This is a genomic window from Arenimonas sp. GDDSR-1 (assembly GCF_025980345.1).
Classification (GTDB): domain Bacteria; phylum Pseudomonadota; class Gammaproteobacteria; order Xanthomonadales; family Xanthomonadaceae; genus Arenimonas.
The window spans coordinates 1-15773 of record NZ_JAPDUI010000015.1; the positions used below are offsets into that span (position 1 = coordinate 1).

Below are 15773 nucleotides of genomic sequence, written 5' to 3' on the forward strand. Positions count from 1 at the left end.
AAAGGGCTTGCCGCACGCTTTGACCTGAAGCGTCTGGAACCGGTGCCGGTGTATCTGATCGGCGGCATGGCCAGTTATTGGGTGATTGAACGGGTGACCGGTTTCTGGAGCTGATAGAATTTCCGGTGAATTTGGAAGCCTATGTTACTGATTGTATGAACACTAAACCGATTAAAGCAAAAAGTCTGGTGATCGTTACCTTAATCGGTTGCATGTATATCGGATGCAGTTCTGCATCGGACGACATGCAGTCACAATCGACTGATCAAGCAAAGATATTGGATAGTGTGTTGGTTTGGGGTCGTGGTATCAGTGACATTGGCACCAATCTATCAGCCTCGCAAGGCACCGTTGGATATCTCGATTTCGAATTCCGTCCTTTGCTGCGCACCGGTGAAATCCTTGAAACCATTCCCGGCGTCATCGCGACCCAGCATTCCGGCGAGGGAAAAGCCAATCAATTTTTTCTGCGCGGATTCAATCTCGATCATGGCACTGATTTTGCCGGGTTCGTTGACGGGGTACCGGTCAATATGCGGTCCCACGGTCATGGCCAAGGGTATCTGGACTATAACTTCATGATTCCCGAGCTGCTGGAGCGCGTGGATTACCGCAAGGGGCCATATTTCACCGATGTCGGAGATTTCAGCGCGGCCGGTACCGCAAACATGGTCACGGTTGATGGTCTGCCGGCACCGATGGCAAGCCTGACCCTCGGCGAATCCGGCTATGTGCGGGCGATGACGGCCATGAGCGGCAATGCCCATGGCGGTGAATGGCTCGGCGGCATTTCCTTTACGGCCGACAACGGGCCGTGGCAGCTGGATTCTGACCTAACGCAGGTTTCGGGCCTGCTCAAATACCGTTCGGAGGGTGAAAGCGGTCGATGGGGGCTGCAGATAGGCGGTTATGACGCCAGCTGGAACGCCACCGATCAAGTGCCTTTGCGGGCGATCGAGAATGGTCTGATTGACCGCTTCGGTTATATCGATCCGGACCTGGGGGGCGAGACCCACCGCTACTGGTTGGCAGTCGATGGAGAGGTCGGTAACTGGACGTACAATGCCTATGTGGTCGACTATTTCCTTAACCTGACCTCCAACTTCACCTACTTTCTGGATGACCCGGTAAACGGTGACGAGTTCCAGCAGCGCGACGAGCGCTGGTTTGCTGGATTCAAGGCCGTCAACAGCCATGAACTGGATTCCGCGGAATATCCGACGGTGCTCGAGATCGGCACCGATCTCCGCTACGACAGCATCGGTGCCGTCGGCCTTTACCGCTCCGTCGATGGCATCAAGACCGAAACCGTTCGCGAGGACTCGGTCGATGAACTCAGTCTCGCGTTGTTCGCGCAGGCGGAAACGCGATGGACCGATACGTTCAGGACCATGATCGGCGTCCGCGCCGATTACTATGACTATGATGTCACCTCCAGCATCGACGTCAACAGCGGATCGGGAGGTCAAGGCATCATTGCGCCGAAATTCGCCGCGACGTGGCGGGTGGCGGAGAATGTCGAGCTGTACGGCAATTACGGTGGCGGATTCCACTCCAATGACGTGCGCGGTGCGGCCATAAACGTCGATCCGAACACGCTAGAACCGGCCGATCCAGTTGATCTGCTGGTGCGCGCGGAAGGTGCCGAAATCGGCGCACGCCATGCCGGTCCCGGATTCAATACCAGTCTTGCCGTATTCTGGCTGAGTCTTGATTCTGAATTGCTGTTTGTGGGCGATGGTGGAACCACTGAACCGAACCCGGCTTCGCGACGCTATGGCGTTGAATTTTCCTGGTTCTGGCAGCCGCTGGAGGATTTAACCATGGATTTTTCTGCCGCCTGGACCGATGCGCAGTTCAGTGACCTGCCTGACGGGCAGAACCATATTCCCGGCGCCATAGCCAGCGTTCTGGCTGCTGGGGCGAACTACAAATTCACCGACCGTTTCAGCGGAACACTCCGCATGCGCCATTTCGGATCGGCGCCCTTGATTGAAGACGGGTCCGCTTCATCTGAGGCTACCACCCTTTTTAATGCGGGTGTCTACTACAGTTGGGATCGTGCGCGTCTCAGTCTTGATGTTTACAACTTGTTCAATGCCAAAGACGCTGACATTACCTACTATTACCCGTCACGATTGCCCGGCGAAGACGATGCGGGAGTCAGTGACTTCCACATCCATCCTATTGAACCGCGCCAAGTCCGGCTAGGACTCCGGGTCAGTTTCTAAATCAGTCTGCCGATCCCCGCTTCAAGGCCTCATCCGACCAGCCCCCGCCCAGGGCGCGGTAAAGATCGACATGCGCCAACAGCAGGTCACGGCGTGCGCGAGCCAGTTCCAGTTCGGCCGAATACTGCCGGCTTTCGGCATCCAGCACTTCCAGATAGCTGTTGACCCCGGCCTTGTAGCGCATGCGCTGCAGGCGGGTATTTTCAGGTCAGCGCGTTGCTGACTTCCCGCAGCGCATTGAGCACGGTGGCGCGGTAATTCAAGGCGGCGATTTCGGCATTGGCACGCGCACCACGCACGCCATTGACGCCTCGGCCCCAATCCACCAGCGGCAGACTGGCATTCGGCCCCCACGAGGTTACGCTCTGGGTGACGCCATCGTTGCTCAGGGTGTCGCCCAGGTCAATGCCGACCAGTCCGAAGAAACCGCCCAGGCCGATGGTCGGCACTGGAAAGCGATTGGCGATAGCCACGCCGATGCGTGCGGTAGCCGCTTCCAGCGCATGTTCGGAGGCGCGCAAATCCGGGCGGCGTTCCAGAAGCTCGCTGGGCAGACCGGCCTTCGGCAGCGCCGGCACCTGAGGCATCGCACCTTCCGCGTTGCGCAGGATCGGTCCGGGTTGGCCACCCAACAACAGACTCAACGCGTTTTCGGTGGCGATGATGGCCTGTTCGATTTTCGGCAGCTGCATGCGGGTGCCGGCCAGCTGGGCGATGGCCTGCTGCTCTTCGGCCCCGGAAGCGACGCCGCCGCGGAGCAGGGCGCGCACCAACGCCAGCGATTCTTCCTGGCTCTTGATGTTGGCGCGGGTGATGACCAGCTCCTGGTCGAGTTCGCGCAGATTCAGCCAGGTACTGGCGGTGGTCGCCACCAGCGTCGACATGACCGCGCGTGCACCGTCTTCGCTCGCCAGCAGTTCAGCGCGCGCGGCCTGATTGGAGCGACGGAGTTTGCCGAAAATGTCCAGCTCCCAATTCAATACGGCGCCCAGACTGTAACTGTTGTCGCTGGCGGCGGAACCGCTGGGGCTGGTGCTCAGCCCGGCTGAAAGCGTCGGCAGAACCTGGGATTTCGCGATGGCGCTCTGCGCGCGTGCAGCCTCGATGCGGGTCAGCGCGATCTGCAGATCAAGATTGCGTTGCACCGCCATTCGGAGGACAGCCGAGAGCTCCGGATCCTGGAACTGTTCCGACCAGGCGATGTCGGTGATGCTGCGGGACTGCGCTTCGGCCAGTGCCGCGCCACGGTAGCTTGGATCGAGAGCAAGATCCGGCCGTGTGTATTCCGGACCGAGCGCGCAGGCGCCGAGCAGGCTGATCGAGATGGCCAGCGTCAATGTCCTGAGCTTCATGCCTGTTCTCCCGCGGCAGCGGCCGGTTGTGATCCGCGGTCGAAGCGTTCCGACAGTCGGGTGATGATGACATACAGCGCCGGCACCAGAAGCACCGACAGCACGGTGGCGGTCAGCATGCCGACCAGCACCACGGTCCCGACCGATTGCTTTGATGCCGCGCCGGCACCGGAGGCGATGAACAGCGGCACCACGCCGAGAATGAAGGCGAACGAAGTCATCAGGATCGGCCGCAGGCGCAGCTTGGCCGCTTCCACCGCCGATTCGACGATGGGCATGCCGGATTCGCGGTTCAGTTTGGCGAACTCGACGATCAGAATGGCGTTCTTGGCCGCGAGTCCGATCAATGTGACCACGCCGATCTGGCCGTACACGTTGAAGTCCATGCCACGCATCAAAACGCCGAGATAGGCGCCCAGCATGCCGAATGGCGCGGCCAGCAGCACGGCCATCGGCACCGACCAGCTTTCATACAGCGCGGCCAGGAACAGGAACACCACGACCACCGACAGGCCCATCACCAGCGCGGCGGCGTCGCCGGATTCGATTTCTTCCTGGGTCTGGCCGGTCCAGACGTAGCCGAAGTCCGGGCCGAGAGTTTCGCGCGCGGTTTCTTCCAGTGCGGCGATGGCTTCGCCCGAGCTGAAACCCGGTTTCGGACTGCCGGTGATGTCGGCCGAGCTGTACAGGTTGTAGCGCTGCAGGAAGCGCGGTGCATTTTTCGGTACCGCCTTCACCACTGTATCGAGCGGAATGATCTGTCCGCTGTTGCTGCGCACGAACAGTTTCGACAGGGTCGAGATGTCGCGGCGGTAATCGGCATCGGCCTGCATGGTGACTTTGTAGTTCTTGCCGAAGCGGGTGAATTCATTGATCTGCGTGCCGCCCAGGTAGGCCTGCATGGCACCGAAGACATCGTTCAGCGGTATGCCGAGTTTTTCCACTTTGTCGCGGTCAACCTCGAGCCGGTAGCCCGGGGTATTGGCCTGGAACGAGGTGCTGATGCGTCCGATGGCCGGTTTTTTGCGTGCGGCTGCGATGAATTCCTGGGCCTTGGCAGCCAATTCGTCCGGGCTGTGATCACCGCGGGACTGCAGCATCAGTGAAAATCCGGAAACGTTGCCAAAGCCCGGCAGGGCAGGCGGGTTGAAGGCAAACGCGGCTACTTCGGGAATGCCCATCATCAGTTTCGGATTGAGTCCCTGGATGATGCCTGCGGCCTGCAGTTCGGGCGTGGCGCGCTCCTCCCAGGGCTTGAGCTGCACCACCACCATGCCGGCATTGGGTGCGGCCGTACCCGACATCAGATCGAATCCGGAGATGGCCAACACGCCTTCCACGCCATCCTGTTTCATCACCATGCCCTGTACCTGGCGCAGCGCTTTGGCCGTGCGATCGCTCGAAGCCGCTTCAGGCAACAGGGCGTGCACGAAGAAAGCGCCTTGGTCTTCCTCGGGCACAAAGCCGGTCGGGGTCATTTTGGTCAAGCCCGCCAGTGCGGCGCCAAGCACGACCATGATCAGCACGATGCGGCCCAGTCGCCGGATACCGGCGGCGGCGATGCCGGTATAGCTGCCGGTCAGGCGGTCGAACTGGTGGTTGAAGCCGTTGAAGAAGCGCTCCATCAGTCCGGGCTTATCGGTATGCACTTTGGGCTTGAGCAAGATGGCGCACAGGGCCGGAGTCAGGGTCAGTGCCACCAGTGCCGAGAACATGGTGGAAACGGCGACCGTCAGCGCGAACTGTTTGTAAAGCTGGCCGGTGACGCCGGGCACGAAGGCCATCGGCACGAAAACCGCCGCCAGCACCAAGGCGATGGCGACGACCGGGCCGGACACCTCTTTCATGGCGGCGTGCGTGGCTTCGCGGGCATTCAGATGCAGCGCATGCATTTTGTGTTCGACTGCTTCCACCACCACGATGGCGTCATCGACCACGATGCCGATGGCCAGCACCATGCCGAACAGCGACAGGGTGTTGATCGAGAACCCGAGCAGCTGGTAGGCGATGAAGGTGGCGATCAGCGAGACCGGCACGGCCAGCATGGGAATGAGCGTCGCGCGCCAGCTCTGCAGGAACAGGAACACCACCACCAGCACCAGGATCAGTGCTTCCACGAACGTATGCAGCACTTCCTCGACCGAGGCTTTGACGAACTCCGAGGTGTCGTAGACGATGCGGTAATCGAGATCTTCGGGAAAGGCGTTCTTCAGCCTTACCAGTTCGGCCTTGACCAGGTCGGCGGTTTCCAGCGCGTTGGCGCCGGGCGAGAGCGTGATGCCGAGCGCCGCCGCGGGATTGCCGTTGTATTCGGCGGTCTGGCTGTAGCTGTTGGCACCGAGCTCGACACGGGCGATGTCTTTCAGGCGGATGAAGCTGCCGTCCGGTTCATTGCGGACCACAATCTCCTCGAACTGCTTTTCATCGACCAACCGGCCCTGGATGCTGAGTGAATACTGCAGACCGGTGTCGGAGGAGGCTGGCGGCGTTCCGACTTTGCCGACGGCGGCCTGGATGTTCTGTGCGCGCACCGCGCGCGATACATCCGCCACGCTCAGGCCGAGCGCGGCCAAGCGGTCGGGCTTGAGCCAGATGCGCATGCCGAATTCGGAGCCGAACACCTTGACGTCGCCGACGCCCTTGATGCGTTTCAGGCTGTCGATCAGGTACAGGTCGGTGTAGTTGTTGATGAACAGGAAGTCGTAGGTCTGCTTCGGCGAGAACACGGTGGCATACAGCAGCGTGTCCGGCGAGGACTTCACCACCGAGATGCCGATTTCACGGACTTCTGGCGGCAGCGAGGCGGTGGCCAAGGCCACGCGGTTCTGCACTTCCACGGCCGCGATGTCGGGATCGCGCTCGAGTTCGAAGGTGACCGCAACCGATGATGAACCGTCATCGCCGGATGTCGACTGGATGGATTTCATCGCGGTCACGCCGTTGACTTTCTGGTCGAGTACGGCGGCAACGCCCTGCTGCACCGCCGAAGCGTCGGCGCCGGGGTAGAAGGCATTGATGTTGACCTTCGGCAGGGCGATATTCGGATACTGCGCGACCGGCAGGCCGATCAGGGTCAGGGTTCCGGCCAGCACCAGAAACAGCGAGATGACGATGGCGAAAACCGGGCGGTCAATGAAGAATTTGGCCATGGCGAACGGGCCTCAGGGGCGCGATGCGGCGGCGGGCGCGGCATCGAGTTGGGCTTCGGTAATCATGATCGGCTTCAATACCGTGCCGGGCCGAGCTTTTTGAATGCCCTCAACGACGATTTTGTCGCCGGCAGCCAGGCCGGATTCGATCACCCACAACGGACCGACGCGGGCACCGGGTTTGACCGGACGCTGCACGGCTTTGTTTTCGGGCCCGACCACGATGACGAAATACGCCCCCAGCTGCTGGATGACCGCACGTTCCGGCACCAGAATGGCCTGGCTCAGGTTCTCGCCGTTGACCCGGATGCGGGCGAACATGCCCGGTTTCAGGATGTTGTCGGGATTCTCGAATTCCGCCCGCAGGCGGTACGTACCGGTGCGGGCATCGAGTGCACGGTCGGAGAAATTGATGGTGCCTTCCAAGGGGTATTCGGAACCATCGCCCAAGGTCAATCGCACCTTGCGGGCGACCGAGCCAGCGGCCGGTTCGGCGCTGCCGTTGCGGCGCTGGAAGTCCAACACATCATTTTCGCTGACGCTGAAATACACCCAGGCCGGTTGCGCGCTGGAGATGCTGGCCAATACCGTCTGCCCGGCGCTGACCAGGCCGCCTTCGAAGATGTCGGCGTCGCCGATGCGGCCGTCAAAGGGGGCGCGGACCTCGGCATACTCCAGTCCGAGCTGGGCGGCATCGGCCTGGGCGCGGGTTTGTTTGGCCACGGCCACGGCATTGTCATACACCTGCCGGCTGATGGCATTCTCCGCCACCAGCGGACGGTAGCGTTCGACATCGAGTTGGGCGCGGCTGGCATTGGCTTCAGCGGCGGCGGCCTGGGCCCGGTATTCACGGGCATCGATGCTGAACAGCAGTTGCCCGCGCTTGACCAATGCACCGTCCTGGAAATGCTTGCCGGTCAGGATGCCGGATACCCGGGCACGCAGTTCCACTTCCTGCGAGCCGCGGACTTCGCCGATCAGCTCCTTGCTGATCGCGGTATCGCGCTGGATGACGTCCATCACCTTTACCGGCAGTGGCCCGGTGAATGGCGGAAGGATACGGGCGCAAATGAAAAAGCCGCAGCCCGAAGGCGGCGGCGTAGGGTCATTATAAGCAGATTTGTGACGGGGTTCACCGTCACAGGCGCCTCAGGGCCCGTGCGTATAGACCCGGTATGACCAAGGGGGCAGGGTCAATCCGTCCGGCTGCGGGAAGACGACCTCGCTGCCGCTGAAGTATTCGGTGTAGCGGCCGTGATGCAGGCTTTCCTCGAAGCGCACCTGCCGGGTTTCCGGACTGAAATTGATGACGGTGAACACCTTGTTGCCGTCCTTTTCGCGCACGAAGCTGAGCACCCGGTCCGGCACGGTATTGGGCACCTTGATCATGCGTCCGCCCCAGTCGGAATTGGCCAGCGCCGGATTGGCTTTCTTCAGCGCGGCAAGCCGGGTGTACAGTTCCGCCATCGGGTGCGCGCGCCACACGATCGGATCCTTTTCGAAGAAGGCCAGACGTTTCGGGTTACCGGCTTCCTGACCGTTGTAGATCAGCGGCATGCCTTCGCCGGTGAACGACAGCACGGTGGCCGCCGGTACGGCATCGCCGAACTTCTCGATGTCGGTGCCTTCCCAGGCATTGGCGTCGTGGTTGCTGGTGTAGGTCATGCGCATGGATCGGCGCGGCCAGGCGCTTTCGTTGTGCGAGTAGAACACGAACAGCTTGTCGAGCGTGGCCTTGCCCTGACTGAGCGCCGAGACCGCGTCGAACCAGCTCCAGGCGTAGCTCATGTCGAAGGCGTCGTAGTGCATGTCGCGGGTTTCCCACTCGGCCAGCAGGAATACCGGTTTGACCTTTTCCATCTCGCGGCGGGCGGTGGCCCAGAAATCCAGCGGCACGAAGCCGGCCACGTCGGCGCGGAAGCCGTCGACGCCGTACTCGCGCACCCAGTACACCATCGATTCGGTCATTTCCCTGCGCAGCGCCGGATTTTTGTAATCCAGATTGATGATGTCATGCCAGTCCCACCAGGGCGTCGGTTGGAAATCGCCTTTCCAGTCGCGCGCATACCAGTCCGGATGCTGCGTCACCCACGGGTGGTCCCAGGCGGTGTGGTTGGCCACCCAGTCCAGAATCACTTTCATGCCGAGTGCGTGCGCGCGGTCGATGAAGCGATGCAGGTCCGCCGGGCTGCCGAATTCCGGATTGACGCCGCGGTAGTCTTTCACCGAATACGGACTGCCGAGCGTACCCTTGCGGTTCTTGACGCCGATCGGATGCACCGGCATCAGCCAGATGATGTCGACACCGAGCGCTTTCAGGCGGGGCAGTTGTTTTTCCGCGGCACGGAAACTGCCCTCGGGCGTGAACTGCCGGGTGTTGAGCTGGTAGATCACCGCATGCTTCGACCATTCCGGGTGTTGCAGATGCACGGGCGCTTGCGGTTGGTATTTCTGCAGCGGATCAGCACCATGAACGGGCAAGGCGATTGATAGCAGCACGGCGAATAGGGTGAATAGACGGGGCATCATCGGCCTCAACGAATCTGGAGTTTCAGGGACTGCGCCGACCAGCGCAGGGGAATGTGCAGGGTGCGCGTGGCGGCATCGTAACGGCTGTCGTTGCGTGTCGTGCCGTCCACGCGGATTTCGGCGGCGGCCGCCGGCCAGTTGTGCACAACCAGTTCCACGGCGCGCAGGGCGGGCTTGCCCGCATAATCGCCTTGACGCGACAGGGTGATGTCGAGTTTTTGGCGGCTTTGGCTTGCCGAAAAATCCAGACGCTCGAATTGTTTGTCACGGATTGCATTCGGGTTTTGGCCGTCATCGTCATACATCAGGCCATTGGCCGACTTCACCGAGCTATCGGCATAGTAATGCAGTTGCAGCTTGCCGCTGTCGTACTGCGTGGTATTGCTCATATCGCCAGTGGCCATGGGAATGAAGGCGCCGGCTTTCACGAATACCGGAATGGTGTTCAGCGCAACCGGGGCCGCGATGGATTTGCCGCCGACTTGTTTGGCATCGGTCCAATAATCGAACCAGACACCCTTGGGAAGATTGACATTGACCGTTTTAGCGCCAGGCTCGGTGACCGGGGTGACCAGGAAGGCGTCACCCCAGAAATAGGTCTGCGCATTGTCGATCAGCTGCGGATTGCGTTCATCGCTGAAGAACAGCGGACGCATCAGCGGCATGCCGCTCAGGCTGTTCTGGTAAGCCAGCGTGTAGTTGTAGGGCAGCAGGCGGTAACGCAGGTTCACGAACGGACGCAGGATGTCCTGTACGGCCGCTTCATGGAACACCGGTTCGGACGGAATGTGGTCCTGGGCATGCGGCCGGTACACCGGCTGGAACACGCCGTACTGCAGCCAGCGGATATAAAGCTCCGGATCGAATTTCTCGCCGCCGGCGAAGCCGCCCAGATCCGAGTGCGTGTAGGCCAGCCCCAGCAACGACATCTGCAATGCCAGTTCCACCTGCGGTTTCAGGCCGCCCCACTCGCGCGACACATCGCCGGTCCAGGGCATCATGCCGTAGCGTTGGCTGCCGGCGAAACCGGAGCGCATCATGATGAACGGGCGTTCCTCGGGCGTATCCTTGCGGGCGTTTTCATAGACCATCTTCGCCCACTGGTGGCCGTAGGCGTTGTGAACGGCATCACCGCTGCCGATGCGGTGTTGTGCATCGCCCGGATGCACTTCCGGTTCGCCCAGATCGCCCCACCAGCCGGCCACGCCCTGCTTTTTCAGGCCGCGGTAAATGCTCCAGAACCAATCCTGGGCTTTCGGTTCGAAAACATCGACCAGGCCGGTGTTGCCGAAATAGAAATCGAAGGTTTTCGGTTTGCCGTCCGGCCCCGGGGTGATGGCGCCGGCGGCAACCGCTTCGGCCCAGCGTTTGGACGAGGTCAGGATGAACGGCTCGGTCACCAATATCGTGTTGATGCCGTCTTTCTTCAAATCGGCGATCAGTCCCTCCGGATCCGGAAACGCTTTTTTATCCCAGGCCAGATTGCCCATGTGGCCCTTGATGTCGGGACCGAACCAGTACAGATCCAGAATCAGCGCATCGACCGGAAATCCGGTCTGCTTGAATTTGGCCGCGGTGGCGCGGACTTCGGCATCATTGCGGTAGCCGAAACGCGAGGCGAAGTTGCCCAGCGCCCAGCGCGGCGGCAGCGGCTGGTGGCCGGTCACCGCCGTATAGTTCTTCAGGATTTCGGGATAGGTGTCGCCGGCCACCACCACATAGGCGGTGCGGCCATCGACCGCCGAGAAACTCAGCGTATTCCTGTCGGTTTTTCCTAAGTCGACCTCGCCACTGGCGGTATTGTCGAACAGCAGCAGGTATTTGTTGCTGGAAACCACCGCCGGCAGGCTGTAATACATCTGCTCGGCCTTGGTGGTATAGCCGTAGCTGGCCTTGTTGTAAAGCGGCAGTTTGTGGCCGCGGCGGTCCATGCCCAGCACGCGCTGGCCGGTGCCCATCAGCTTTTCCTGCGGCTGCAGCGCGAAGCCAAAGCCGCGTTTGCCGTCCTCGAGCTGCAGACCGCCGTTTTCCGCCAGCAGGGGCTTGCCGTTTTTCACGAAGCGGATGCGTAAAGGCGCTTTGTCGATCTGCACATGCAGATCCGGACTGCCGAAGCGCACCGACTTTTCGGTGTTTATCATGGCCAGCTTCATCGGCGGGATATCGGCATTGGCATCGATGGCGAATGAGTCGAGTTGCGTCATGCCGGCCGGCTCATAGAACACTTCCACGGCTTCGGTGTTGAGGAAGCGCACGCGCACGGTGCCTTTGTCGGTGGTCAAGAGCAAGGTGTTGCCGCTGCTGGAAGCGCGTTGCACCGTTTGTTCCAGGGCGGCAGCCGGAAGGCTGATGACGAAGGCGAGCGCGAAGCCCAGTCGGAATCGGAATGCGGTCATGGCAAGCCCTTAGTTCGGCAGTTCAAGAATGACGGATTGCAGCGGAGCCAGCTCCAGGGCGATGAAGCCCATCATGTTGACGACCTGCAGGCGGGGTTTGGCACTGCCCAAGCGCTCCTTCAGGCGGTAGTCGCCGTCACGCAGGTGCCATTCGGCGAGCAATGGCGGCGGCAGACGCAGCGTGAAGCGTTTGGTGTTGGTTGCGCTGAAATTACTGACGATGACCAGCTTCTGTTTGGCGTTGTAGCGTGCATAGGAGAACAGCTCGCCATCGTAACCGGTGTTGCCGATATTGGCTTTATGCAAATCGGAATAGTCCCCCATCAAAGCCGGCGCATTTCGGGTGAATTGCATCAGTTTCACGTAGTCGGCACGCAGTGCTTTTTCATCGGCATGCAGCGCGCCGCCGTCGAAACGGCCGCCATTCATCCAGCGCTGGTGAGCCGGTACGCCCCAGTAATCGAAAATCGTGGTGCGGCTGGCTTTGCCGAAGCCGGCATCGCCATCGCCTTTCTCGCCGACGTCCTGACCGAAGTACAGCATGGTCGGCGCGGTGCCGATGGTGGCCGAGACCACCATGGCCGGCAGGCCTTTGCGGGCATCACCGGCAAACGGCGCGCTGGCGATGCGCTGCTCGTCGTGGTTTTCCAGGAAATGCAGCAGATGCGGTTCGATATCGGCAAACTGCGTCCGGATGTCCACCAGACGGTCGGTGCTGGCCTTGCCCTGCATCACCAGTTTCAGGTGGTCGTAGAAATCGACCTTGTCGTACAGGTAATCCATCTTGCCCAGATGCAGGTAATCGCGGTACTGCTTCGGGTTGTAGACTTCCGCCAGCAGGGTCGCCTCGGGATCGGTGTGTTTGATCGCGCTGTTGAGATAGCTCCAGAACTCGACCGGCACCATTTCGGCCATGTCGTAGCGGAAGCCGTCCACGCCCTGCGCCAGCCAGAATTGGGTGATGTCGCGGAATTTTTTCCAGGACGAGGGCACATCCTTGCCTTGCCAGAAGGCGTGATGCGCACGCCAGTCCTTGCCGGCGTAATCGGCCGGCAGGCGCGGAAAGTCGGCGCTGCCGTCGGGTTTGATGCCGTAATTGATCTTGACCGTTTCGTACCAGTCATCGAATTTCGGCTGCACCGCGCGCGAACCGTTGCCGGTCCATTTCGCCGGGTTCTCGGCGAATTTACCGTCAACCTGTGGATGGTCTTCACCGTTGAGAACGCGGTAATCCGCCGGCCAGGCCGGCACCCGGAACGGCTGGCCGGGCACGTAATAAAAATCGTTGTTGCGGGCGTATTCCACCGAGGTGTCGTCATCGGCGCCGAAATCGCGCACGCCGGCCGGTGCGCCGCTGGAACGGTAGCCGCGCGCCACATGGTTCGGCACGATGTCGATCATCACCTTCAGGCCATGTTGGTGGGTGCGCGCCACCAGAGCGCGGAATTCATCCAAGCGCTTGGCCGGGTCACGTGCCAGATCCGGATTGACGTTGTAATAATCCTTGACCGCATACGGCGAGCCGGCGCGGCCTTTGATCACATCCGGATCGTCAGCGCCGATGCCGTAGGCGCTGTAGTCGGCCACCAACGCATGGTGCGGTACGCCGGTGTACCAGATGTGGGTCACGCCAAGCTGCTTGATGCCGTCCAATGCCTTGTCGTTGAAGTCTTCGAATTTCCCGACGCCGTTCTGTTCACGGGTACCCCAGGGAATATTGGCGGTCTTCTGGTTGCCGAACAAGCGGGTGAATACCTGATAGATGACGACCTTGCCGCTCTGCGAAGAGGCTTCGGCAGCCGGTGGCGCGGCGGCATGGGCGGGTGCTACCAGAAGCAGTGCGGCAAGAAAGCAGGAAAGGGTGCGGCGCGAAAGCATGGGCGGTCCTGAAATCGGGGTCTGGTCATGCTAAACGAGAAAGCCGGACCTGCCAATTTCCGGCACCGGCCGGCGCGTGAATACGTATGTATCCGCGCTGGATTAATCCTTTGCTTTGGCCGGCGCGGCGTATTTGCGGTCTTCCGGCACCACCTTCTCGCTGGCCGGATCAAGCACGTAGTGCGGCGACATGATCTGCACGCCGTAGCGGTTGAAGGTGTCCTGGATGTTGGCGTGCAGATCGCTGAGTGTCTGCGCACGGGTTTTCGGCTGATCGGCGGTGGCCTGGCACACCAAGCGGTATTCCGGGTAATAATCCGAGAGGGCGGTTTGATACACCCGCGGCGCCGGCTCGGTGCTCAGGCCATGGGTTTTGCCGGCCGCTTCCAGCAGCATGGCTTCCACCTGCCGCCAGGGCGTGTCGTAACCGATGGTGACCGTGGTGTCGAGGATGTAGCCGTTACCCTTGACCGTCCGCGAATAATTGCGGGTGACCGAACCGAACACGGTGGAATTGGCCAGGGTGATTTCCTCGCCCATGCCGGTGCGCAGACGGGTATTGAAAATCCCCAGGTCGGTGACCGTGCCCTCGTGGTCGCCGATGCGCACGTACTCGCCGATGCGGAAGGTGCGTGAATAGGTCAGGATCAGGCCGCTGGCGCCCTGGCTGACGACGTTGGAGGCGCCGAGCGAGAGCATCAGGCCGACCAGCACCGAAACGCCCTTGAACGCTTCCGAATCCGAGCCCGGCAGGTAAGGGTAGGCCATCACCAGCGCGAACAGCCAGATCACCACGGCGATGATCTTGCGCGTCGGTCCGGCCAGTTCGGCATCGATGAAACCCAGCCGGCTGTGGCCACTGGCGATCTGGTTGAAGAAGCTTTTGGACAGCTGGGTAGCCCAGTACGCCAAAAGGAAAATCACGATCGCGGTCAGCAGATCGGGAATGGCATGCACGATGGCGCTGCCGAATGATGCGGCGGTGCCGAGCAGGAAGCCGTTCAGGCCCTCGCCCCACGGGCGGGTGTAGGGGAACTGCGCCAGACTGATGCTCAGCCATTCATACACCAGCACGGCGGCAACGATGATGAACAGCAGGCGGGTGAGCTTCAGCAGCCAGGACAGCACGCGGATGCGCGGCACCAGTTCGACGCCGTTGACCGCCAGGCGTTTGGATTCGGTCATCGCCACCAGTTTGCGGTCGGCGAAGCGGCGCATGCGGGCCGCCAGCCAGAGCAGACCGGCCAGCACCAGCGTGGCGATGGCCGTGATGCCGGCGCCGCGCAGCAGACTGTCGGTGTTCCGGCTTTCACGGCTTTCACGCATGACCTGCTGCAGACGGCGTTGGGTCGCATTGACCGCCGCGGCCAGCGACTCACCGGCCAGTTTGTCGGTATCGTCCGGGGTCAGCACGAACACCATCACGCCGTCGATCTTGAAGATGGCACCGAGCGGATTGCTCTCCACGCTGACCACGGCATCGGGATTGCGTGCCAGCTCTTCGGTGATGCGGGCCTCGGCCCGTTCGGCACGCAGTGCCGGCGGCGCACCAAGCAGATTGCCGCGGAACACGGCCACCTCACGGTTGAATACCACGGCACTGGCGCTGTTCGGTGCTTGTGCAGCGGCAGGTTCGGCACTGGCCAGCACGGGGGCAATGGCGCTTGCCGCCGACGGGAGCAGCACCGCGATCAACAACGCGGCGGCGAGAGCGAACGGACGGCCTGCAATCATGGCGGAACCCGGAGCGGTGACGTGGCCTTCAGTCTAGCAAAAAGCCTGCGTGCGCGATTCAGTCCTTGAAGACGGCGGCATCCCCGGTACGCACCGTGCCGTCGCGCAACACCCGGCAACAGACGCCGCCGCGCCAGTGCGGGGTCAGCGCGTTTGTCAGGCCGTCGTGCTGGGCATCCATGCGCGGGCAGGGATCGGTTTCCAGCAGGATCTGCAATTCCACGTCGCCGATGCGCAGCACGCGTCCGACATCGGCCGCCGTAAAGCGCAGGCCGTCGATCAGCAGGTTGGCGCGGCGCACGGTCCAGGGCAGATCGGTACCCAGTTCGGCACAGGCGTCCTGCCAGGATTGCAGGCTGAGCAGTGTGACCTGCCGCCGTCCCGGTTTGCCGCGGGTGTCGGGAACCACGCCGGCTTCGCGGCTGATGGCCACCGATGCGATTTCCAGCATCGAGCCTTTGGCCTGCCGGCGGAATGCAATGGCGCTCAGTGTGGCCATGCGGG

At 61.6% G+C, this 15773-nt stretch carries 10 protein-coding genes; 1 reads left to right on the forward strand and 9 read right to left on the reverse strand.

Annotated features, from left to right (window positions below; translation table 11 throughout):
* Positions 1 to 125 precede the first annotated feature (125 nt).
* Positions 126 to 2231 (forward strand): TonB-dependent receptor, encoded by a 2106-nt coding sequence (locus Q0W88_RS03955; protein ID WP_297800266.1) that lies wholly within the window; start codon positions 126 to 128, stop codon positions 2229 to 2231.
* A 1-nt stretch (position 2232) separates the two neighbouring features.
* Here Q0W88_RS03955 and Q0W88_RS03960 read toward each other — a convergent pair whose 3' ends face one another.
* The 9 genes from Q0W88_RS03960 to Q0W88_RS04000 form a co-directional block, all read right to left on the reverse strand.
* Entirely contained in the window at positions 2233 to 2415 is a 183-nt protein-coding gene (locus tag Q0W88_RS03960; protein WP_297800268.1) for a TolC family protein, read from the reverse strand.
* 19 nt (positions 2416 to 2434) lie between these two features.
* Positions 2435 to 3583 (reverse strand): efflux transporter outer membrane subunit, encoded by a 1149-nt coding sequence (locus Q0W88_RS03965; protein WP_297800270.1) that lies wholly within the window; start codon positions 3581 to 3583, stop codon positions 2435 to 2437.
* A complete protein-coding gene (locus Q0W88_RS03970) occupies positions 3580 to 6732 on the reverse strand; it encodes a multidrug efflux RND transporter permease subunit (RefSeq protein WP_297800272.1) in 3153 nt (1050 codons plus the stop codon). The genes Q0W88_RS03965 and Q0W88_RS03970 overlap by 4 nt, the downstream gene beginning before the upstream one ends.
* Before the next feature lie 12 nt (positions 6733 to 6744).
* Positions 6745 to 7752 (reverse strand): efflux RND transporter periplasmic adaptor subunit, encoded by a 1008-nt coding sequence (locus Q0W88_RS03975; RefSeq protein ID WP_297800275.1) that lies wholly within the window; start codon positions 7750 to 7752, stop codon positions 6745 to 6747.
* A 129-nt stretch (positions 7753 to 7881) separates the two neighbouring features.
* The gene (locus tag Q0W88_RS03980; protein WP_297800277.1) at positions 7882 to 9162 is read right to left on the reverse strand and encodes an alpha-amylase family glycosyl hydrolase; all 1281 of its coding nucleotides are present in this window, start codon (positions 9160 to 9162) and stop codon (positions 7882 to 7884) included.
* A gap of 104 nt (positions 9163 to 9266) precedes the next feature.
* Positions 9267 to 11657, reverse strand: coding sequence for a TIM-barrel domain-containing protein (locus Q0W88_RS03985; RefSeq protein WP_297800279.1), 2391 nt, complete (start codon positions 11655 to 11657; stop codon positions 9267 to 9269).
* Positions 11658 to 11666: 9 nt separating this feature from the next.
* Positions 11667 to 13535, reverse strand: coding sequence for an alpha-amylase family protein (locus tag Q0W88_RS03990; RefSeq protein ID WP_297800281.1), 1869 nt, complete (start codon positions 13533 to 13535; stop codon positions 11667 to 11669).
* A 102-nt stretch (positions 13536 to 13637) separates the two neighbouring features.
* On the reverse strand, positions 13638 to 15269 hold the full coding sequence (locus Q0W88_RS03995) for a mechanosensitive ion channel family protein (RefSeq protein ID WP_297800284.1): 1632 nt from the start codon (positions 15267 to 15269) through the stop codon (positions 13638 to 13640).
* Positions 15270 to 15327: 58 nt separating this feature from the next.
* The gene (locus Q0W88_RS04000) at positions 15328 to 15768 is read right to left on the reverse strand and encodes an MOSC domain-containing protein (protein WP_297800286.1); all 441 of its coding nucleotides are present in this window, start codon (positions 15766 to 15768) and stop codon (positions 15328 to 15330) included.
* Positions 15769 to 15773 lie beyond the last annotated feature (5 nt).